Here is a 24,091-nt window from a genome sequence, read left to right as displayed (position 1 = left end):
TCAGTCCTCCTGGAGGGAAAGGGTGGTGTCACCGGTGGCCTCGGCCAGGCGGGCGGCCAGGATCGGTCCGATCTGGGCCAGTGAGCCGGCTTCGGTCATCTTGTTGTGCCGGGTGGTGATCTCGTGCGATTCGATCCGGCCCGTGAGGTACGGGCGCCAGGTCGCGGGCCCGGCGTCGTCCCCGCCGCGGTCGACGGTCGAGTTGAACAGCAGCAGGTCGCCGTCGAACTCGGCGGGGACGAAGTCGACCGCCAGCTTCGCGTTGTTGATCATGATGTGGACGATGACCTCGATCTGCCGCTCCGTCAGGCCCTGCAGCGCGCTGCCCCTCCGGTTCAGGACCTCGGCGACCTCGCCGTAGGTCAGCTCCCGGTCGCCCAGCTCGTCCGGGTCGACGTCGAGCACACCGACGAGCACGTCCCGCTCGGTGGGCACGGGCATCTCCTCGAACCGCACGTCCTTCACCGGGTAGGCGTCGAGGATGGCCAGCAGCGCGGTCCGCTCGCCGCGCGCCTGCAGCTCGCAGGCGAGCGCGTGGGCGATCAGCCCGCCGGCGGACCAGCCGAGCAGCAGGTACGGGCCCTGAGGCTGGATCTTGCGGATCTGGTCGGCGTAGTCCGCCGCCATCTGCTCGAAGGACGTCGGCAGGGGTTCGGGACGGCCGAGGCCGCGCGCCTGGATCGCGTAGACCGGGTGCTGGGGACCGATGTGGTTCAGCAGTCCGCTGTACGACCAGCTGATGCCGCCGCCGGGGTGGACGCAGAACAGCGGCGTGCCGGTCCCGGTCGACCGCAGCGGCAGCACCACGTCCAACGCGTCGTCGGGGTCGTCCATGACCAGGCGCTCGCTGAGACCGGCCACGGTCGGCGCCTCGAAGAGCATGCGCAGGCCCAGCTCCAGGCCGAGCGTCTCGCGGACGCGGGATGCCAGGCGGGCGGCCAGCAGCGAGTGCCCGCCCAGATCGAAGAAGTTGTCGTCGATGCGCACCTGTTCCCGGCCGAGTACCTCGGCGAAGAGGTCGCACAGCAACTGCTCCCGCGGCGTCCGGGGACCGCGTCCGGCGCCCGTCGCCCCGTACTCGGGGGCGGGCAGGGCGGCCCGGTCCAGCTTGCCGTTGGCGGTCAGCGGCAGCGTGTCCAGGACGACGAACGCCGACGGCACCATGTAGTCGGGCAGTTCGCGGCGCAGTCGCCCGGAGAGCTCGCCCGCCTCGGGCGCGCCCTCGGGGGTGGATACCAGGTAGGCGACGAGCCGCTTGTCGCCGGGCCGGTCCTCGCGGGCGACGACGGCCGCCTGCGCGACACCCGGGGCGTCCGCGAGGATCGCCTCGATCTCGCCGGGCTCGATGCGCAGGCCGCGGAGCTTGACCTGGTGGTCGGTCCGTCCGGCGAACTCCAGTGTCCCCCCGGCCGCCCACCGTGCCAGGTCGCCGGTGCGGTACATCCGGCTTCCGGGCGGCCCGTACGGGTCGGCCGTGAAGCGCTCCGCCGTCAGGCCGGGCCGACCGAAGTAGCCCCGGGCCACGCCCGTCCCCGCGAGGTACAGCTCGCCGACCAGCCCCGTGGGCGCCGGCCGCAGGTGGTCGTCGAGCACGTAGGCGCGCATGTTCGCCATCGGCCGGCCGATCGGCACGGTCGCGGCGTGCTCGGGGAGGTGGCGCACCGGGTGCCGGGTGGCCAGGGTCGTCGCCTCGGTGGGTCCGTAGCCGTTGACCACCTCGGTGCCCGGGCAGACTTCCAGCACCCGGGCGACGGCGGCCGGGGAGACCACGTCACCGCCGGTCCACACCTCTCGGACCCCTGCGAGCAGGCTTGGGCGCTCCTCCGCGACCAGGCGGAACAGGCCTGCCGTCAGCCACAGTCCGGTCACCCCGTGCGTGCTGATGGTGTGCTGCAGCAGGTCCAGGTCGAGCCGCTCGGGCGGTGCGACCACGATCCTGCCACCGCCCAGCAGCGGCACCCACAGCTCGTAGGTCGAGAGGTCGAAGGCGGTCGGGGAGTGCATCAGCACCCGCTCGTGGCCGCCGCCGTGCCATTCGGGGCTGAGCGCCAGGCCCACGACGTCCCGGTGGGTGACGGCCACGCCCTTCGGCCGCCCGGTCGAGCCGGAGGTGTACATCACGTACGCCACCTGCCGCTGAGCGCAGTGCACTGGAACGTCGGACGCATCGGGCTCGTCCTCGGTCAACGCGGTCAGCGCGTCCTCGGTGAGCACCAGCGCGACCCCGGCCTCCTGGAGGATCAGATCGATCCGGGTCTGCGGGAAGCGCGAGTCGAGGGGCACATAGGCGCCACCCGCCTTGGTGATCGCCAGGAGCGCCACGACCAGGTCCGCCGAGCGGTCCAGCAGCACCGCGACCGGTGTCTCCGGTCGTACGCCCTGGCGGATCAGTGCCCGCGCGAGACGGTTGGACCGCTGGTCGAGTTCCCGGTAGGTCAGCTCGGTGGCGTTCGCCACCACGGCCACCGCGTCCGGGGTGGCGCGCACCTGACGGGCGAACAGCTCCGGCAGCGCGGCCTCGGGCAGCTCGGCCGCGGCGCCGGTGGACGCGGAGAGCAGCCGTGCGTGTTCCGTGTCCGACAGGATGTCGATCCGGCTGATCGGCCGGCCGGGGTCGTCGGCCGCCGCCCGCAGCAGCCGTGCCCAGCGGGCGAACAGCAGCTCCACGGTGTCCGGGTCGAACAGGTCGGTGGCGTACTCCACCGCGCCGACCAGGCCGTCGGGGCCGCCGTCCGCACGGAACCGCTCGGCCAGGCTGAACGTCAGGTCGACCCGCGAGGTCCCGGTCGACGCCTCCAGGTGGCCGGTCGACAGGCCCGGCAGCGCGAACTCTCCCACCGGCGCGTTCTGCAGGGCCAGCATGACCTGGAACAGCGGGTGGTGCGACAGCGAGCGGGCCGGGTTGACCACCTCGACCAGGTACTCGAACGGCACGTCCTGGTGGTCGTACGCGGCGAGCGCCTTCTGCCGCACCTGGTCGAGCAGTTCGGCGAAGCCGGGATCGCCGCTCGTGTCGGTGCGCAGTACCAGGGTGTTGACGAAGAAGCCGACGAGCTCGTCCAGCGCCTGGTCGGTACGGCCGGCGATCGGGCTGCCGACCGGGATGTCGGTGCCGGCGCCGAGCCGCGTGAGCAGCGCGGCCAGACCGGCCTGGAGCACCATGAACATGCTGGCGCCGCGTGCGGCGGCCAGGTCCCGCAGTGCCTGGTGCAGTTCGGGGTCCAGCTGGACCACGACCCGGCTGCCGAGCTGGGAGGCCACCGGCGGCCGGGGCCGGTCGGCGGGCAACTGCACCTGCTGCGGAATTCCCGCCAGCTCACCCTTCCAGTAGGCCAGTTGCCGGGCGAAGAGGCTGTCCGGGTCGGCGGTGTCGCCGAGCAGGTCGCGTTGCCAGCAGGTGTAGTCGGCGTACTGCACCCGCAGCTGGGACCACTGCGGGTCCTCGCCCCGGCAGCGCGCCGTGTAGGCGGCCGCGAGGTCGGCGGAGAGCGGCCCCATGGACCAGCCGTCGGCGGCGATGTGGTGCACGACGACCAGCAGTACGTGCCGGTCGGGCGCGAGCGCGTACAGCTCGGCCCTCACCGGCGGCTGAGCCGCCAGGTCGAAGCCCCGCCGTGCGGTCCGAGCCAGCCGCTCGGCCAGCCGGCCCTCGTCGAGCTCGACCACCGGCAGCTCCGGATACGCCTCCTCAGCGGTCAGTACGACCTGGTACGGCACACCGTCGATCTCGCGGAAGACCGTCCGCAGGCTCTCGTGCCGGGCGATCACGTCCGCGAGCGCGGCGTGCAGGGCAGGGCCGTCGAGTTCGCCGGTCAGGCTCAGCGCGAGCGGCATGTTGTAGGTGGCGCTCGGCCCGTCCATCCGGTGCAGGAACCACAGACGGCGCTGGGCGAAGGACAGCTCGACGCGTTCGGGCCGTGGCCGGGCGGTCAGCGTCGGCCGCGCCGTGCCGGAGCCGTCGAGGCGGGCCGCCAGTCCAACGACCGTCGGCGTCTCGAACAGCGTCCTGACCTCGAGCTCCGCACCGAGGGTCGCCCGGACGCGGGAGGCAAGGCGGGTCGCCAGCAGTGAGTGTCCGCCCAGGTCGAAGAAGCTGTCCTCGACACCGACCTGGGTGAGGCCCAGCACCTCGGCGAACAGCTCGGCGAGGAGCTGTTCCTGCGGGGTGCGCGGCGCCCGCCCGGCTCCGGCGGGGCCGAGGCCGGGCGCGGGCAGTGCGCGGCGGTCGAGCTTGCCGCTGGCCGTCAGCGGCAACGTCTCCAGCGCCACGAACGCCGATGGGACCAGGTAGTCGGGCAGTCGCCCGCGCAGCCATCCACGGAGTTCGCCGACGAGGGCGCCGGCGCCCCGGCTGCCGGTCGGGCGGTTGGTGAGCGACGACAGCGGCCTGCCGGTGGTGAGGGCCGGCCGGTACGGCTCGACCGGGGAGCCGTGGCACGCCCGCGGGGCGGCGAAGACGACGTCCACGGTGTCGTCCTCGGTGGCCGACCAGGTGACGCACACTCGGCGGTCGAACTCCAGCCCGATGGCCTGGAAGTCCTCCGGATCGGGCAGTCCGCTCTCCTCCGGGCCGTGCAGCCGTTCCAGCAGCTCGGCGAGCGAGTCGTCGCCGTTCTGCACGGCGCGGGCCAGGGCGGACTCGCGCGCCACGCGGCGGTTCGGCACTCCGGTGATCCTCAGCAGGTCCCCCTGCGGCCGGGCGAGCAGCTCACGCAGCTCGTCCAGTCCGGCCAGCCGCCGTCCCCACTCCAGCTCGACGGGCCGGCTCGCCACCATGGGAGTCACCGGCGGCTTGTGCAGCGTCACGTCGTAGCGGTAGCGGGTCAGTTCGTTGTGGTGGCGGCCGCGCTTGACCTCGACGGTCACAGCGCCGATGTCCGTGCCGCGCTCCCGCAGGACGGTGAAGAAGTCCGGGTCGACCAGGAGTTCCTTCTCCACCCTGACGGCCTGTTCCACCGCGCGGCGCACCGCCGCGAGGTCGCCGTCGGCACCGGTCCTGCGCAGCTGGACAGCGGTGGCCAGCGGGCGCAGCAGCCGCAGGTTGCGTACGTCGCCGACGAAGAGTGTGCCGCCGGGGGCGAGCAGCCGCATCAGCTTGCCGATCACGTCCGCGAGGTAGTCGGCGGACGGGAAGTACTGCACCACCGAGTTGATCACGATGGTGTCGAAGCCTCCGGCCGGCAGGCCGTCGGTGTCGTGCGCCGGGCGGGTCTGCAGCACGACGCGCTCGGCCAGGTCGGTCCGGCGGGCGACCTGGGCGGTCAGCGCGTCGATCGCCGTGGCGGAGAAGTCCGTCGCCCAGTAGGTCTCGCAGTGCGGTGCGGTCTGCGAGAGCAGCAGTCCGGTTCCGACGCCGATCTCCAGTACCCGGCGCGGGCGCAGGGCCAGGATGCGGGTCACGGTGGCGTCCCGCCATTCCCGCATCTGCTCGACGGGGATCGGGCTCGCGTCGTAGCTGCTGTTCCAGCCGACGAAGTTCTGGCCGAAGCCGGCTTCCTCGGAGGTGATGGGCAGGGCGTCGTAGATGTTCTGCCACTCGACCACGTGGTCCGTTTCCAGGCCACTGTCCCGGTCCTCGTCCCGGCGCGGGACGACGTAGCCGACGAGCCGGTCGTCCTGGGCGAGGACTGCGGCCCGGGCGACGGCGGGGTGCTCGGCCAGGGCCGCCTCGACCTCGCCGGGCTCGATCCGGAAACCGCGCACCTTCACCTGGTCGTCGGCACGGCCGACGTATTCCAGCTGTTCTCCCCCAGCCTCCGGCCGGGGGTGGCCCCAGCCCCGCCAGCGCACCAGGTCTCCGGTGCGGTACATACGTTCACCGGCTCCGAACGGGCAGGCGACGAACCGCCCGGCCGTCAGGTCCGGCCGGTTCAGGTATCCGCGCGCCAGTCCCGCGCCCGCGACGTACAACTCTCCCGCCACGCCCGGCGGCACCGGTCGCAGCCGCTCGTCCAGTACGTACACCAGGGCGTTGGCGATCGGACGGCCGATCGGCGGCACACCCGCTCCCGGCGACAGCGGGTCGCTCATGGTCGCGCACACCGTCGTCTCCGTCGGACCGTACGCGTTGACCATCCGGCGCCCGGACGCCCAGCGGTCCACCAGCTCCGGCGGGCACGCCTCCCCCGCGACCACCAGCGTCGACACGTGCATCGAGCCCTCGGGCACGGCGGCGAGGACGGACGGGGGCACGGTCACGTGGGTGACCGCGAGGTCCCGGTCCGTCAGCGCGGCGACCGGGTCCGCCGTCGGAGGCAGCACCAGGGCCGCGCCGCGCAGCAGGGCGGTGCAGATCTCCGACACCGAGGCGTCGAAGCTGGGCGAGGCGAACTGGAGCACCCGGCTGTCGGGGTCGATCGCGAAGCGCTCGATCTGTGCGGCGACCAGGCTGGCGACGCCGCCGTGGCCCACGACGACGCCCTTGGGGCGGCCGGTCGAGCCCGAGGTGTAGATCACATAGGCGGGATGGCGGACGTCGAGCGCGACCACGGGGTCGGTGTCGGGCCATGTGGACACCTCGGTCACCAGCTCCGGGTCGTCGACCATCAGTGCCGGCCGGGCGTCCCCCAGCATGTACGCGATCCGCGCCTGCGGGTACGCCGGATCCACGGGCAGGTACGCGGCTCCGGCCTTCAGCACCCCCAGGACGGCCACCACGGACTCCACCGACCGCGGCAGGGCCACGGCCACGGTCTGCTCCGGACCGACACCCCGGGCGATCAGCGCGTGCGCGAACCGGTTCGCCCGGGCGTTCAACTGCCGGTACGTCAACTCGACATCACCACACACCAGCGCGACCGCGTCCGGCGTCGCCGCCACCTGCCCCGCGAAGGCCCGCGGCACCGGGACGGCCGCCACCTGTCGGGCCGTCTCGTTGCCCCGCTCCAGCAAACGGTGCCGTTCGTCGGCGTCGAGGAGCTCGATCCGTCCGATCGACCGGTCCGGGTCGGCGGTGACCGCCTCCAGGAGGCGTGTCCAGCGCCCGGCGAGCGCCGCGACCGTCGAGCGGTCGAACAGGTCGGTGGCGTACTCCACCGCGCCGACGATGCCCGCCGGGCTGCCGTCGGGAGCGAACTGTTCGACCAGGCTCACCCCGAGATCGAACTTGGCGGATTTGGTGTCCACCGCGTAGGTGGTGACGTCCAGGCCCGGCAGGGAGAACCGGCCCGTCGGAGCGTTCTGCAGGGCCAGGACGGTCTGGAACAGGGGGTGGTGGGAGAGCGACCGGGACGGGTTCAGCACCTCCACCAGGTGCTCGAACGGCACGTCCTGGTGCGCGTACGCCGACAGCGCCGTCTCCCGCACCCGCCCCAGCAACTCGGCGAAACTCGGATCACCACTCGTGTCGGTACGAAGCACCAGCGTGTTCACGAAGAAGCCGACCAGGTCGTCCAGCGCCTCGTCGGTACGCCCCGCGACCGGAGACCCGATCGCGATGTCCGTCCCCGCGCCCAGCCGCGTGTACAACGCCGCCACCGCCGCCTGCAGCACCATGAACAGGCTCGCACCCGACTTCCGAGCCAACTCCTGCAGCGAGACGTGCAGTTCGGGGCTCAGCTCCAGGCCGACATGGTCCCCGCGCCACCCGGCCGCGGCGGGCCTCGGCCGGTCGGTGGGCAGCTGGAGCAGCTCCGGCAGATCGGACAGCTGCCCCTTCCAGTAGTCGAGCTGCTCGGCGAACCGGCTTCGGCGGTCGGCGGCGTCGCCGAGCAGGTCGCGCTGCCACAGCGTGTAGTCCGCGTACTGCACCGGCAGGACCGGCCAGTGCGGGGGGTGGCCTTCGCACCGGGCGGCGTACGCCTCGGCCAGGTCGCGCGCCAGCGGTCCGGTCGACCAGCCGTCACCGGCGATGTGATGCATGACCAGCAGCAGCACATGCGCGTCCGGTGCGAGCGCGAACAGCTGAGCCCGCAGCGGCGCTTCGGCCTCCAGGCCGAACGGCCGTCGTGCGAACTCGGCCAACCGCTTCGGCAGTTCGGCCTCCGACACCTCGATCAGCCCCGCCCGGGGCCGGGCCTCGGCCGGGTCGAGGACGATCTGCCGGGGTACGCCGTCGACCTCCGGAAAGACGGTCCGCAGGCTTTCGTGCCGGGCCACCACGTCGGCCAGCGCCTGATCCAGCGCCACTCCATCGAGCGTCCCCGTCAGCCGGAGCGCCAGCGGAATGTGGTAGGTCGCGGCGGCACCGTCCATGCGGTGCAGGAACCAGAGGCGGCGCTGGGCGAAGGACAGCGGCACCGCCTCCGGCCGCTCGCGCCCGGTCAGCGCCGGGCGGGCGCGGCCGGCCTCGGTCAGCGCCTCGGCCAGGCCCGCCACGGTGGGCGCCTGGAACAGCGTGCGCAGCGCCAGCTCCACACCGAGCGCCGAGCGCACCCGCGCGGCCAGCCGGGTGGCGAGCAGGGAGTGCCCGCCCAGCTCGAAGAAGTCCTCGTCGACCCCGACCCGCGACACGCCCAGCACTTCGGCGAACAGCTCGCACAGGATCTCCTCCCGCGGCGTGCGCGGCGCCCGGCCACCGGTGGCCGTACCCGGCTCGGGCGCGGGCAGCGCCGCCCGGTCCAGCTTCCCGTTCGGCGTCAGCGGCAACACGTCCAGCAGCACGAACGCGGACGGCACCAGGTAGTCGGGCAACCGGTCACGCAGGTACGCCGCCAGCTCCGCGGGGCGGACGGTGACGTCGGGACGCGCCGCGACGTAGCCGACGAGCCGGTCGTCCCGGGCGAGCACGGCCGCCCGGGCGACGCCCGGGTGCTCGGCCAGGGCCGCCTCGACCTCGCCGAGTTCGACGCGGAAACCACGCACCTTCACCTGGTCGTCGGCACGGCCGACGTACTCCAGCTCCCCTCCCCCGGCCTCCGTCATCGGGCACCCCCGGGTCCGGCGGCGCACCAGGTCCCCGGTGCGGTACATCCGCGCACCCGTCGGGCCGAACGGGCAGGCGACGAACCGCCCGGCCGTCAGAGCGGGCCGGTTCAGGTACCCGCGCGCCAGACCGGGGCCGGCGACGTACAACTCCCCCACCACCCCGGGCGGCACGACGCGCAGCCGCTCGTCCAGGACGTACACCCCGAAGCCCGCGACCGGCCGGCCGATCGGCGGCGCACCCGCCCCCGGGGACAGCGGGTCGCTCATGGTCGCGCAGACCGTCGTCTCCGTCGGACCGTACGCGTTGATCATCCGCCTGCCCGGCGCCCACCGGGCGACCAGCTCCGGCGCGCAGGCCTCACCCGCGACCACCAGGGTGCCGGCCGTGAGGTCGGCGCTCTCCACCGTGGCCAGGGCCGAGGGCGGCAGCGTCACGTGCGTGATGCCGAGCCGGTGGTCCGTCAGGGCCTCCAGCGGCGTCTCGGACGGGGCCAGGACGAGGGCGGCGCCGGTGAGCACGGCACCGCACAGGTCCCAGAAGGACGCGTCGAAGCTGGTCGAGGCGAACTGGAGAACCCGGCTGCCCGGCGCCACGCCCAGCCGGTCGGCCTGCGCCGCCACCAGGCCCGACACTCCGGTGTGGCTCACCACCACGCCCTTGGGCCGGCCCGTCGACCCTGATGTGTAGATCACGTAGGCCGGGTGCCGGGCGTCCACCACGACACCCGGGTCGGTCTCCGGCAGGCCGGACGCCCCGGCCACCAGTGCCGGATCGTCGACCACCGCGGTCGGCCGCGCGTCGTCCAGCATGTACCCGATCCGCGCCTGCGGGTATGCCGGATCCACGGGCAGGTACGCGGCTCCGGCCTTCAGCACCCCCAGGACGGCCACCACGGACTCCACCGACCGCGGCAGGGCCACGGCCACGGTCTGCTCCGGACCGACACCCCGGGCGATCAGCGCGTGCGCGAACCGGTTCGCCCGGGCGTTCAACTGCCGGTACGTCAACTCGACATCACCACACACCAGCGCGACCGCGTCCGGCGTCGCCGCCACCTGCCCCGCCAGCAGCTCCGTCAGGCTCGCCCCGCCGGCCGCCTCACCCCGGACGGCGGGCAGCAGCTCGCGGCGCTCGTCGTCGGAGAGCAGGTCGATACCGCCGATCGGCCGGTCGGGCGCGGCGACGACCGCGGCCAGCAGCCTGGTCCACCGGGCGACCAGGGTCTCGACCGTCGAGCGGTCGAACAGGTCGGTGCTGTACTCGACCGCACCGCTGAGTCCGGCCGGCGTGCCGTCCGGACCGTGCTCCTCCGCGAACCCGAAGGTCAGGTCGAGCCGCGCGGTCCCGGTGAGCACGGGGACGCCGGAGACCATCAGACCGGGCAGCTCGAAGTCGCCGCCCGGTGCGTTCTGCACGACGAGGCCGGTCTGGAACAAGGGGTGGTGGGAGAGCGACCGGGACGGGTTCAGCACCTCCACCAGGTGCTCGAACGGCACGTCCTGGTGCGCGTACGCCGACAGCGCCGTCTCCCGTACCCGCCCCAGCAACTCGGCGAAACTCGGATCACCACTCGTGTCGGTACGAAGCACCAGCGTGTTCACGAAGAAGCCGACCAGGTCGTCCAGCGCCTCGTCGGTACGCCCCGCGACCGGAGACCCGATCGCGATGTCCGTCCCCGCGCCCAGCCGCGTGTACAACGCCGCCAACGCGGCCTGCAGCACCATGAACAGGGTCGCGCCCGAGCGGCGCGCCATCTCCACCAGCGCCGCGTGCAGCTCGGCGCCGATCCGGAGTTCCAGCAGGTCGCCGCCGTACGACATGGTGGCCGGGCGCGGCCGGTCGGCAGGCAGCGGCACCTGCTCGGGCAGCCCTGCCAGCGCCTCCTTCCAGTAGGCGACCTGGCGGGCGAAGAGGCTGTCCGTGTCGTGCTCGTCACCGAGGACCTCGTGCTGCCACAGGGTGTAGTCGCCGTACGTCACCGGCAGCGGCGGCCAGGCCGGCGCCCCGCCGCCCCGCCGGGTGGTGTAGGCGGTCGCCAGGTCACGGGCGAGCGGGCCCATGGACCAGCCGTCCCCGACGATGTGGTGCATGACCAGCAGCAGCACGTGCTCGTCCGGCGCGAGTGCGAACAGCTCCGCCCGCAGCGGCACTTCGGAGGTCAGGTCGAACGCCCGTACCGCCGCCTCGCGCAGCAGGGCGGGCATCTCCGCCTCGCCGGCCGCGCGTACGGTCAGCGGGACAGCGACCTCGGTACTGTCCACCACCCGCTGGCGCGGGATTCCGGCGGTGTGCGGGAAGACCGTGCGCAGGGTCTCGTGCCGGGCCACCACGTCGGCCAGCGCCTGATCCAGCGCGGCCCGGTCGAGGCTGCCGGAGAGGCGCAGGGCGAGTGGCATGTGGTAGGTGGCGCTCGGCGCCCCGAACTGCTGGAGGAACCAGAGCCGGCGCTGGGCGAACGACAGTGGCATCGGTTCGGTGCGGGGCCGGGGTACCAGCGCCCGGCGGGCTGTGCCGGCGTCGTGCAGCCCGGCGGCCAGTCCGGCGGGTGTCGGGGTGCGGAACAGGGAGCGCAGTTCCAGCTCGACGCCGAGGGTCGCCCGGACCCGCGAGACCAGCCGGGTGGCGAGCAGGGAGTGCCCGCCCAGCTCGAAGAAGCCGTCGTCGACCCCGACCCGCGACACGCCCAGCACCTCGGCGAACAGCTCGCACAGGATCTCCTCCTGCGGCGTGCGCGGCGCCCGGCCACCGGTGGCCGTACCCGGCTCGGGCGCGGGCAGCGCCGCCCGGTCCAGCTTCCCGTTCGGCGTCAGCGGCAACACGTCCAGCAGCACGAACGCGGACGGCACCAGGTAGTCGGGCAACCGGTCACGCAGGTACGCCACCAGCTCCGCCACGGTGGCCCCGGTCCCGGCCAGGGGGACTACGTAGGCGACGATCCGGTCCTCCCGGGCGAGTACCGCGACCTGGGCGACCCGCGGGTGCGCGGCCAGCTCGGCCTCGATCTCGCCCGGCTCGACCCGGAACCCGCGGACCTTCACCTGGTGGTCCGCCCGGCCCGCGAACTCCAGCTCGCCGTCGGCGCTCCAGCGAACCAGGTCACCGGTGCGGTACATCAGGGTGCCGGCCGGGCCGTAGGGGTCCGCGACGAACCGCGTGGCGGTGAGCCCGGGCCGGTTCAGGTAACCGCGGGCGAGGCCCGTCCCGGCGAGGTACAGCTCACCCAGTACGCCGGGCGCGACCGGCCGCAGTGCCGGATCGAGCGCGTAGGCGCGGCAATTGGCGATCGGACGGCCGATCGGCACCGGCAGCGGGCAGTCGTCGGGGTCGGCCGGCAGCGGGTAGGCGGTGATCACATGGGTCTCGGCGGGGCCGTAGTGGTTGTGCAGTTCCCGGCCCGGCCGCCGGGACCGGAAGCGGCGTACGACACCGCCGAGGCGCATCGCCTCGCCGGCCTGCGCGATCAGCCGCAGCTTCGGCAGCTCGAGACCGGCCTCCTCGGCGGCCTCGGCCAACGCCTCGATCACCAGGTTGGGGGCGAACAGCTCCTCGACCCCGTGCAGGTCCAGCCAGCGGGCGAGCAGTTCGGCACTGCGGCGCTGGTCCTCGGTCGGCACCACCAGGGTCTTGCCGTACAGCAGCGCGGAGAGTGTCTCCTGCACCGAGACGTCGAAGCTGATCGCGGTGAACTGCGCGGTTCGCGTGCCGGGTTCGCCGCCGACGGACCCGTGGTGCCACGCCAGCAGGTTCAGCAGCCCGGCGGCGGGCATCACGACGGCCTTGGGCCTGCCGGTGGAGCCCGAGGTGTAGATGACGTAGGCCGGGTGGCGCGCGTCCACGGCGACGGCCGGATCGTGTTCCGGCAGATCCCCGTCCGGCGTGACGGCCGCGAGGTCGTCGAGCACCACGGCCGGCCGCGCGTCCTCCAGCATGTAGGCGATACGGGCGGACGGGTAGTCCGGGTCGACCGGCAGGTACGCCGCACCCGTCTTGAGCACCGCGAGGACGGCGACGGCCACTTCGGCGGAGCGCGGCAGCCACAGGGCCACGACCTGCTCCGGCCCCACCCCGCGCGCGATCAGCGCGTGCGCCAGGCGATTGGCCCTGCGGTTCAGCTCCCGGTAGGTCAGTACGGTGTCCTCGAACACCACCGCCGGAGCCTCGGGGGTGGATCGGACCTGCGCCTCGAACAGAGCGGGCAAGCGTCCGGCACCAGAAGCCGGGCAGGCGGTGTCGTTGCGTACGACCAGCAGTTCGTGCCGCTCCTCGGCGGTGAGGACGTCGATCCGGCTCAGGGGTCGGTCCGGCCGGGCGGCCACCGACGCCAGCAGACGCAGCCACCGGGCGACCAGTGTCTTCACCGTGGCGGTGTCGAAGAGATCGGTGCTGTACTCGACCCGCCCGACGATGCCCTCGGCCGGTCCGCCGGCGCCGCCGCGCTCCAGCAGGTGGAAGCCGAGGTCGAACATCGCCGTCGGCGTCCGCACCAGGACGATCTCGGCGGTCAGACCGCTCAGGACGAACTCGGTGCGGGGCACGTTCTGCAGCGCGAGCGCCACCTGGAACAGCGGCTGGCGGGCAAGCGACCGGGACGGGTTGAGTGCCTCGACTACGTACTCGAACGGCAGGTCCTGGTGCGCGTACGCGGCCAGCGCGCCTTCGCGGACCCGGCCCAGCAGCTCGGTGAAGGTCGGGTCGCCGCTGGTGTCCGTGCGGAGCACAAGGGTGTTGACGAAGAATCCGACGAGGTCGTCCAGGGCCTGGTCGGTCCGGCCTGCGATCAGGCTGCCCACGGGAATGTCGTCTCCCGCGCCGAGCTTGTCCAGCAGCGCCGCCAGCGCGGCCTGCAGCACCATGTAGACGCTGGCTCCGTGCTCGCGGCCCAGGCGGACCAGACCGGCGTGGAGTTCGGCGTCCAGTTCGATCGCGAGGTGGCCACCGGAGTAGGAGGGGGTCGTGGGGCGGGGGCGGTCGGCGGGGAGCCGGATCTGCTCCGGCAGGTTCGCCAACCGGCCGGTCCAGTAGGCCTGCTGGCCGGCGAACAGGCTGGCCGGGTCGGCCGGGTCGCCGAGCAGTTCCCGCTGCCACAGGGTGTAGTCGGCGTACTGCACGGGCAACGGGGCCCACCGCGGCTCCTCACCCTGGCGGCGTGCCGCGTACGCGGTGGCCAGGTCGGCTGCCAGCGGGCCCAGTGACCAGCCGTCACCGACGATGTGGTGCATCACCAGAAGCAGCACGTGCTCGTCCGTCGAGAGCTGGAACACCTCGACGCGCAACGGTGGTTCGGCCGCCAGATCGAATCCCCGCGCCGCGGCTCCCGCCAGCAGCTCCAGCACGTCCTTCTCGTCGGCCGGGGTGAGCACCGGCCTCGGGTGCGCCTCCGCGGTGGCCAGCACCTGCTGGCAGGGCACGCCGTCCACGGCCGGGAAGATGGTGCGCAGGGTCTCGTGCCGGCTGACGACGTCTCCCAGCGCCGCCTCCAGGGTCGCCAGGTCCAGCGGTCCTGAAAGCCGCCAGGCGAGCGGCATGTTGTAGACCGAGGCGGCGCCCTCCATCTGGCACAGGAACCAGAGCCTGTGCTGAGCGGACGACAGCGGCACCCGTTCGGGCCGCTCCACCCGCCCCAGGGCGAGCCGGGCCCGGTCCGCGTCACCCAGCGTGGCGGCCAGCCCGGCCACCGTCGGGGTCTGGAACAGGGTGCGCAGCGCCAGTTCCACGCCCAGGGCCGCACGGACCCGGGCCGCCAGCCGGGTGGCCAGCAGGGAGTGCCCGCCCAGGTCGAAGAAGTCGTCGTCGACCCCGACCCGAGGCAGATCCAGTACCTCGGCGAACAGCTCTGCCAGCACCTGTTCCTGGGGAGTGCGCGGGGCTCGGCCGGACCGCGTCGCGGTGGCCTGGGGCTCGGGCAGGGCGCGCCGGTCCAGCTTGCCGCCGGCGTTCAGCGGCAGGGCGTCGAGGACGACGAACACGGCGGGCACCATGTAGTCGGGCAGCCGCTCGCGCAGGTGTGCCCGCAGGTCCTCCGGCCGGGGTTCCGCCCCGGTGGCGGGCACCGGGTAGGCGACCAGGCGGGCGTCCCCCGCCCGGTCCTGTCGGACGATGACGGCGGCCCGCGCGACCCGCGGGTGTTCCGCCAGTGCCGCCTCGATCTCGCCGAGCTCGATCCGGAAGCCCCGTACCTTGACCTGGTCGTCGGTACGGCCGAGGAACTCCAGGTTTCCGTCCGCCCCCCACCGCACCAGGTCACCGGTGCGGTACATCCTCGTGCCGGCCGGCCCGAACGGGTCCGCCACGAACCGCCCGGCGGTCAGGCCCGGCCGGTTCAGGTAGCCGCGCCCCAGCCCCACCCCGGCGATGTACAGTTCACCGGCCACAGCCGCGGGCACCGTCTGCAACGCGGCGTCGAGGACGTGCAGCCGGACACCGGCGAGCGGTCGGCCGATCACTTCGCGCGGGCTCGACTCCAGCGGCGCGCAGGCCGAGTCCACCGTGCACTCGGCCGGCCCGTAGTAGTTCAGGGAGAACACTCCGTCGGCCGCCCGCAACCGCCGCCACAGCTGCTCGGGTACGGCCTCCCCGCCCAGCGCGACCAGCGAAGGACGCCACCGCGGATGGTCCAGCAGGCCGTTCTCGACGAGCACGTGCAGGTAGGACGGGGTGCCGCCGACGGTATCCAGCTCGCACCGCGCGGCGTACTCGATGTAGGCGTCCGGGTCGGACCAGGTCGCCTCGTCCAGGACGTGCAGCTCGTGGCCGGCGTACAGGGCGAACATCTGGTCGCAGGAGGCGTCGAACGACACGGACGTGGTGAACCCCATCCGCAACCGCTTCCCCGTCCGGAAGACCAGCGGGCACTGGATCGCGAACAGGTTGAACAGGCCGCCGTGCGTGACCACCACGCCCTTGGGCCTGCCGGTGGAACCGGAGGTGTAGATGACGTAGACGGGGTGGCCCGGATCGATGGCCACCGCCGGGTCCGCCGACGGGCACCCGGCCACCAGCGCGGCCGTCTCCGGGTCGTCGGCCACCAGCCACTCGGCGGGACCGGTCTTCGGCAGCCGGCCGCGGGTGCGTGCGTCGGTCACCCCCAGGACCGGCCGGGCGTCGCCGAGCATGTAGGCGATCCGCGCGGCCGGGTACTCGGGGTCGACCGGGAGGTAGGCGGCGCCGGTCTTCAGCACCGCGAGGATGGCCACCACCAGCCCGGCCGACCTCGGCAGGGCCACCGCCACCAGCCGCTCCGGCCCCGCGCCCCGCGCGATCAGGGCGTGCGCCAGCCGGTTCGCCCGCGCATCCAGCTCCGCGTACGTCAGCGAGGCTTCCGGCCCCACCACCGCGACGGCTTCCGGAGTGGCACGCACCTGTGCCCGGAACAGCTCGGGCAGGCTCTCGGTGAAGGCCTGGGCCGCCGGGCCGGTGCCCAGCGCCGTCAGCTCACCGCGTTCCTCTGCGGTGAGCAGGCCGAAGCGGCTGAGCCGCGACCGCGGGTCGGCGACCACGGCGCGAAGCAGCCGGACCCACCGCCCGAACATCGTCTCGACGGTGGCCGGTTCGTACAGGTCGCCTGCGTACTCGACGGTCCCGTCGATCCCTTCCGGGGAGCCGTCCTCCGCGTGCCGCTCGGACATGGTGAAGATCAGGTCGAGCTTGGCGGTGGTGGACGTTGACGGCATGTCGTCGACGCGCAGGCCGGGGGGCGCGAAGTCGGCCCGGGGCGCGTTCTGCAGCACCAGCATGACCTGGAACAGCGGGTGGTGCGCCAGCGACCGGACCGGGTTGAGGACCTCGACCATGTACTCGAAGGGGAGGTCCTGGTGCGCGTACCCGGCCAGCGCGGTCTCCCGGACCCGGCCCAGCAGTTCGGCGAACGTGGGGTCACCCGAGATTTCGGTACGGAACACCAGGGTGTTGACGAAGTAGCCGACCAGTTCGTCCTGCGCCTGGTCGGTCCGGCCCGCGACCGGGCTGCCGATCGGGATGTCGTCACCCGCGCCGAGCTTGCTGAGCAGCACCGCCAGTCCGGCCTGGAGCACCATGAAGAGACTGGTGCCGTGTGCGCGGGCGAGCTCGCGCAGCCCGCGGTGCAGCTCGGCGTCCAACTCGGCACGGAGGGAACCGCCCCGGTGCGAGGCGACCGCCGGGCGGGGCCGGTCGCCGACCAGCTGGAGCTGCTCGGGCAGACCGGCCAGCTGCCGGGTCCAGTAGGCCGCCTGGCGGGCGAACAGGCTGTCCCCGTCGGCCGCGTCACCGAGCAGCTCGTGCTGCCACAGGGTGTAGTCGGCGTACTGGACCGGCAACGGGGCCCACCGCGGTTCCTCGCCGCGGCAGCGCGCCGCGTAGGCGGTGGTCAGTCCGTGCGCGAGCGGGCCCAGCGACCAGCCGTCACCAGCGATGTGGTGGAGCACCACCTGGAACACGTGCTCGTCCGCCGCCAGCTCGAACAGACCGGCCCGCAGTGGCACATCTGCCGCCAGGTCGAACGGAGCGGCCTTCGCTTCCGCCAGGACGGCCGGCAGCTCGGCCTCAGTCGTCCGGCTGACGAGCAGCCGCGGGCGGGCTGCCACCACGTCCAGCACCCGCTGGTACGGCACGCCGTCCACCGTGGGGAAGACGGTGCGCAGGCTCTCGTGCCGGGCCACCACGTCCGTCACGGCGGCCTCCAGGGCCCGCCGGTCCAGATGCCCGGACAGCCGCCAAGCCAGGGAGATGTGGTAGTTCGCGCCGGCGCCCTCCAACTGGTGCAGGAACCACAGCCGCCGCTGCGCGAACGACAGCGGGATCGCCTCGGGGCGCTCGCGCCGTGCCAGGGCGGCCTGCGCCGGTCCGGCCGCCGCCAGGGCGGCGGCCAGGCCGGCCGGGGTCGGCGCCTCGAACAGGGTCCGCAGCGGCGTTTCCACGCCGAGCGTCGCGCGGATCCGGGCGACCAGGCGGGTGGCCAGCAGCGAGTGCCCGCCCAGGTCGAAGAAGCCGTCCTCGACGCCGGCCGACGCGACGCCCAGGACCTCGGCGAACAGTTCGCAGAGGATCTGTTCCTGCGGGGTGCGGGGCGCCCGGGCGGTGGCCGCCGGGGCGAAATCGGGGGCGGGCAGAGCCCGGTGGTCCAGCTTCCCGTTGGCCGTCAGCGGCAGCGTGTCCAGCGCGACGAACGCCGACGGCACCATGTACTCCGGCAACCGCTCGCGCAGGTGCGCGCGCAGGTCGGCCGGGCTCGGGGCGTCATCCGCGGCCGTAACCAGGTACGCGACCAGTCGAGTGTCGTCGGCCCGGTCCTGCCGGGCCAGGACGGCGACCTGGGCGACGCCGGGGTGCGCGGCCAGCGCGGCCTCGATCTCGCCGAGCTCGATCCGGAAGCCACGCACCTTCACCTGCTGGTCGGCGCGGCCGACGTAGCGCAGGATGCCGTCCGTCGCGCGGCGCACCACGTCGCCGCTGCGGTACATGCGCGATCCCGGCGGTCCGAACGGGTCCGCCACGAACCGCCCGGCGGTCAGGCCGGGCCGGCCGAGGTAGCCGCGCGCCAGGCCCGCGCCCGCGACGTAGAGCTCGCCGGGCACGCCCGGGGGCACCGGGCGCAGGTGGGCGTCCAGCACGTACGTCCGCAGGTCCGAAAGGGCCGCGCCGACCTGACCGGGGGCGGTTCCTGTCCGGTCGAGCGCCGTGTGGGTGACGTGCACCGTGGTCTCGGTGATGCCGTACATGTTGACCAGCCGTGGGGCGTCGTCCGGGTGCCGCTCGTACCAGCTCGCCAGCCGGGCGTGCTCCAGCGCCTCGCCTCCGAACACGACCGTGCGCAGCGCGAGCGAGCGGCCGGTCCGCGGGAACTCCGCGTCCGCCTGCATCAGCTGGTAGAACGCGGACGGCGTCTGGTTGAGCACGGTCACCCGTTCGCGGGCGAGGAGGTCCAGGAAACGGCCGGGCGAGCGGCTGGTCTCGTGGTCCACGACCACCAGACGCCCGCCGTGCAGCAGCGGCCCCCACAGCTCCCACACCGAAAAGTCGAAGGCGTAGGAGTGGAAGAGCGTCCAGACGTCCTCGGCGGAGAAGCCGAACAGCTTCTCGGTGGCGCCGAACAGCCGCACCACGTTCCGGTGCGGGACCACCACGCCCTTGGGGGCGCCGGTGGAGCCGGAGGTGTAGATGACGTAGGCGGCGTGGTCCGGGCCCGGGGAGGGCTCCGGGTCCGTGTCCGGCAGCCCGTCCAGGTCGGCGGCGTCCAGCAGCAGGCGGTCCACCTGGCCCGCTCCCGGCAGGTCGCCGATCCGGCTCGTGGTCACCAGGAGCGCGGGCCTGGCGTCCTGGAGCAGGTAGCCGATCCGGGCGGCCGGGTACTCCGGGTCCACCGGGAGGTAGGCGCCGCCCGCCTTCAGCACGGCGAGTACGGCCACGACCTGCTCCGCCGAGCGCGGCAGGGCCAGCGCCACCCGCTGCTCCGGACCCACCCCCCGATCGATCAGGGCGTGCGCGAGCCGGTTGGCGCGGGCGTTCAGCTCGCCGTACGTCAGGGTGACGTCGCCGTCCGTGAGGGCGACCGCGTCCGGGTTCGCCCGTACCCGCCGCTCGAACAGCGCGGTCAGGCTGCTCGTCGAGGGCCTCACGCTCCTTTCGGTGGGCGCCGGGAGCAGCGCGCGGAGTTCTTCGGCGGACAGCACGTCCACCTGCCCCACCCTGCGGCCCGGATCGGCGACGACGGCGCGCAGCAGCCGCAGCCACCGCTCGACGATCCCGGTCACGGTGGGCTCGTCGAACAGGTCGGTGCTGTACTCCACCACGCCCGACAGACCGTCCTCACCGGGCTGTTCGGCCAGGACGAAGGTCAGGTCGCACTTGGCCGTCCCGGTGGGGACCAGGCCGGTCACCGCCCGCAGCCGGGGCAGGTGGAAGGTGCCGAGGGGTGCGTTCTGCAACGCGAGCATGGTCTGGAACAGCGGATGGTGCGCCAGCGACCGGGATGGGTTCAACGCCTCCACCAGGTGCTCGAAAGGCACGTCCTGGTGCGCGTAGGCGGCCAGCGCGCCGGTGCGCACCCTGCCCAGCAGTTCGGTGAACGACGGGTCACCGGAGAGGTCGGTCCGCAGCACCAGGGTGTTGACGAAGAAGCCGACCAACTCGTCCGCGGCCTCGTCGGTGCGTCCGGCGACCGGCGTGCCGATCGGGACGTCGCTGCCCGCGCCCAGCTTGCCCAGCAGGGCGGCCAGACCGGCCTGGAGCACCATGAAGAGGCTGGCCCCGCCGTCACGGGCGAGCGTGCTCAGGCCCTGGTGCAGCTCGGCGTCGATGCGCACCGGCAGGTGGGCGCCCCGGTAGGACATCGCGGTCGGCCGGGGCCGGTCGAACGGCAGCTCCACCTGCTCCGGAAGATGCGCCAGCTTTTCGCTCCAGTAGACGAGTTGGCCACTCAGCAGGCTGTCCGGGTCCGAGCCGTCGCCGAGCAGCTCCCGCTGCCAGAGGGCGTAGTCCGCGTACTGGACCGGCAGCGGCGACCACTCCGGCTTCGCGCCCTCGACCCGGGCCGTGTAGGCGGCCGTCAGGTCCCGTGAGAGCGGCCCCATCGACCAGCCGTCGCCGGCGATGTGGTGCACCACCAGCAGCAGCACATGCTCCTCGGCCGTCAGCCGGAAGAGTTCGGCGCGCAGCGGCGGCTCCTCGGCGAGGTCGAAGCCGTGCCGGGCCGCCTGCGCCAGCCGCTCCGGCAGCTCGCGTTCGCCGGTCTCGGTCATCCGCAGCCGCGGCCGAGCCTGTGCCGGGTCCAGCACCCGCTGACACGGCACGCCGTCGATCGCCGGGAAGACGGTGCGCAGGCTCTCGTGCCGCTCGGCCACGTCCGTCAGGGCGGCTTCCAGGGCCCGCTGGTCCAGCTTCCCGGACAGCCGCAGGATCAGCGGGATGTTGTAGGTGGCGCTCGGGCCGTCCATGCGGTGCAGGAACCACAACCGGCGTTGCGCGAAGGAGAGGGGGACCGCCTCGGGCCGCTCGCGCGGTGCCAGCGCCGGGCGTGCCCTGCCCGCGGCGTCCACGGCCGCCGCCAGTTCCGCCGCTGTCGGTGCGTCGAACAGGTCGCCGAGCCGCAGCTCCACGCCGAGGACCGAGCGGATCCGGGCGACCAGCCGGGTGGCCAGCAGAGAGTGCCCGCCGAGGTCGAAGAAGTTGTCGTCCGGCCCGGGGTCGGCCACCCCGAGCACCTCGGCGAACAACCCGACGAGCAGGTGCTCGGTCGCGGTGCGCGGGACACGGCCCGGCGCGGCGGGCTGCCGCTCGGGCGCCGGGAGGGCCCGCCGGTCCAGCTTGCCGTTCGGGGTCAGCGGCAGCGCGTCCAGCAGCACGTACGCGGCCGGCACCATCTGCCGGGGAAGCCGGTCCCCCAGGTGGTCGCGCAGGGCGGCGCCCGTCACGTAGGAGCCGGGCTCCGGCACCGCGTAGGCGACCAGCCGGGGTTCCTCCTCGGTGCGCACCGTCACGGCGGCCCGGGCGACCTGCGGGTGCTCGGCGAGAACGGCCTCGATCTCGCCGAGCTCGATCCGGAAACCGCGGATCTTGACCTGGTCGTCGGTGCGGCCGCGGAACTCGAGGTTCCCGGCCGCGTCCCACCGCACCAGGTCCCCGGTACGGTACATCCGCGACCCGCTCGGCCCGAACGGGTCCGCGACGAACCGCCCGGCGGTCGGCCCCGGCCGGCCCAGGTAGCCGCGGGCCAGCCCCGCGCCCGCGATGTACAGCTCACCGGCCGTTCCGATCGGCAGTGGCCGCAGGGCGTCGTCGAGCACGTACAGGCGGGCGTTGGTGACCGGCCTGCCGATCACCGGGCGCGGGCTCGACTCCAGCGGGGCGATCACCGAGTTGACGGTGCATTCGGACGGTCCGTAGAGGTTGAGGCAGGTCACGCCCTCCGCCGCCCGCAGTTGCTCCCACAGCCGCTCCGGTACGGCCTCGCCGCCCGCCGCGACAAGCGTCGGACGCCACCGCGGATCGCTCAGCAGCCCGTGCGAGACGAGCTCCTGGAGGTAGGACGGGGTGGCTTCGAGGTAGTCCAGTTGGCAGCGCGCCGCGTAACCGACGAGGGCGTCGGGGTCGGTCCAGGTCGCGTGTCCCAGAACGTGCAGCTCGTGGCCCCCGAACAGGGCGAACAGCTGGTTCCAGGAAGCGTCGAAGGAGACCGAGGTGGTCAGCGCCACCCGCAGCCGCTGCCGTGTCCTCAGCACCGGCGCGAAGTGCACCTGCCGGAGGTCGGTGAACAGGTCGAGCAGGCCGCCGTGGGTCGGCAGCAGGCCCTTGGGCCGGCCGGTACTGCCGGAGGTGTGGATGACGTAAGCCGGGAGCCGCGGGTCGATGGCCACCATCGGGTCGGTCGCCGGGCAGGCGGCCACCAGGGCGGCCGTTTCCGGGGCGTCGAGTACCAGCCGGTCGGCGGGCCCGGTCGTCGTCAGCCTTTCCTCGCTGCGGGAGTCCGTGACCAGCAGAGCCGGCCGGGCGTCGTCGAGCAGGTACGCGATCCGCGCGGCCGGGTACTCGGGGTCGACCGGCACGTACGCCGCCCCGGTCTTCAGCACCGCGAGGATCGCCGTCACCAGTTCCACAGAACGCGGCAGTGCCACCGCCACCAGCCGCTCAGGGCCTGCTCCGCGGGCGATCAGGGCGTGCGCCAGCCGGTTGGTCCGCGCGTCCAGTTCCGCGTACGTCAGCGAGGCGTCGCCGCACACCAGCGCGACCAGGTCGCCGTTCTCCCGGACGTGTTCCCTGAAGAGCTCCGGGAGGTTCGTGGTCGGGACCGGCGCGACCGGCCCGGTGCCGAGCACCGCCAGCTCGCGTTGCTCCTCGGCGGTGAGCAGTTCGATCCGGCCCACCGGTTCGTCCTGGTCGCAGTCCGCGAGGGTGTCCAGCAGTGTGAGCAGCCGTTGCTGGTGGGCGGCGAGGTCGCCGGGGCGGTACGCCTCCGGAGAGCCGTGCAGCCGGAGCAGCGGCGGATTGCCGTCCCGGTAGTCGAAGACCCAGAGGGCGAGGTCGGTGGTCGACCCGGACACGAAGTGGTGCACGGAGGCGGGGAGCCCGGCGAAGCTCGGCCGGGAGTGGAAGGCCATGATGTTGACGATCAGCGGGAACGCCGTCCCGATACTGCCGGGGACGCCGAGGTCCCGCAGCAGATCCTCGCTGCGGTAACGCTCGTGCGCGACGGCCGTCTCGACCTCCCGCGCCGCTTGGGCGACGAGTTCGCGCCACGGCATGTCCGGCCGCACCGTCAGCCGGAGCGGCACCACGTTGGACGTCGTGCCCGGCACCGTCGTCAGGTCGCGGTCGGCGCCCCGTCGGGCGGTGACGGGCAGGGCGAGCACCACGTCCTGGTCGCCGGTCAGCCGGTGGGCGTAGAGCGCCGTCGCCGCGACCAGCAGCCGGGACCACCGGACGCCCGAACGTGCCGCCGCCGCCCGCAGGGCTTCCGGACGGCGCAGTTCCCGCTCCCCGGCCAGACCAAGGGCGCGGTGCGGGTCGGCCGCGGAGGTGTCGGTGAGCCGGGTCGGGGCGGGCAGGTCGGTGAAGCGCTCGGTCCAGTAGGCGCGGTCGGCGGCGAAGTCGGGCGAGGCCCGGTAGGCGGCGTCGCTGTCGACCAGGTCCCGCAGCGGGCCGAACGGGCAGGTGGGTACGGCGCCGCCCTCGGCCAGTGCCGAATAGACCTCCCCGACCCGTTCCCGGAGCATGGAGTTGCTGATCGCGTCCAACACCACGTGGTGGTAGTTCAGGTACCAGAGGTACTCCGTCGGCGACGCCTTGATCAGCGCGTGGCCGAACAGCGGGTCACGGGCGAGGTCCAGCGGGCGCAGCAGGTCCCGCTCCATCCATTCCAGGGCCGCCGCCCGGGGGTCGGGTTCCCCGCTGAGGTCGAGGTGGGCCGGAGCCCAGTCCCAGCTCTCCCGGAGGATCTGGCGCGGACCGTCGCCGTCGTCGACGAAGGTCACGTGCAGGGCGTCGGTCTCGTCGACCACCCGGCGCAGCGCGGTGTCGAACAGCTCCCGGTCCATCGGCCCGTGGATCTCCAGGCACTCGCCGACGCGGTAGCCGGCGATCGGCGTCCGGGAGCTCTGCTCGGCGAGCCAGATCTCGCGCTGGGCCGCTGTCAGGGGAAGGGCGTCACCGTCGCGACGGGACATGGGAGGTACCTCCGAGAGTGTGGGCAGGCGTGGTGGCGGGGCACGCCGGAGCGCGCCGACCGCGGTGTCGTCACGCGGTCGGCCGGCCGGG

1 protein-coding gene is annotated in these 24,091 nt (G+C 73.5%); it reads right to left on the bottom strand.

Annotated features, from left to right (window positions below; genetic code table 11):
- Nucleotides 1-24,000, bottom strand: coding sequence for a non-ribosomal peptide synthase/polyketide synthase (locus tag ABEA26_RS01055; protein WP_345588234.1), 24,000 nt, complete (start codon nucleotides 23,998-24,000; stop codon nucleotides 1-3).
- Nucleotides 24,001-24,091: the final 91 nt, after the last annotated feature.

It is taken from the genome of Streptomyces marokkonensis (genome assembly GCF_039539045.1).
Classification (GTDB): Bacteria; Actinomycetota; Actinomycetes; order Streptomycetales; family Streptomycetaceae; genus Streptomyces; species Streptomyces marokkonensis.
This window is presented reverse-complemented; position numbering and strand designations above follow the sequence as displayed.

Bases quoted from the DNA above. Each gene is read 5' to 3' on its own strand.
- ABEA26_RS01055 (WP_345588234.1), bottom strand. From the start codon at position 24,000: ATGTCCCGTCGCGACGGTGACGCCCTTCCCCTGACAGCGGCCCAGCGC.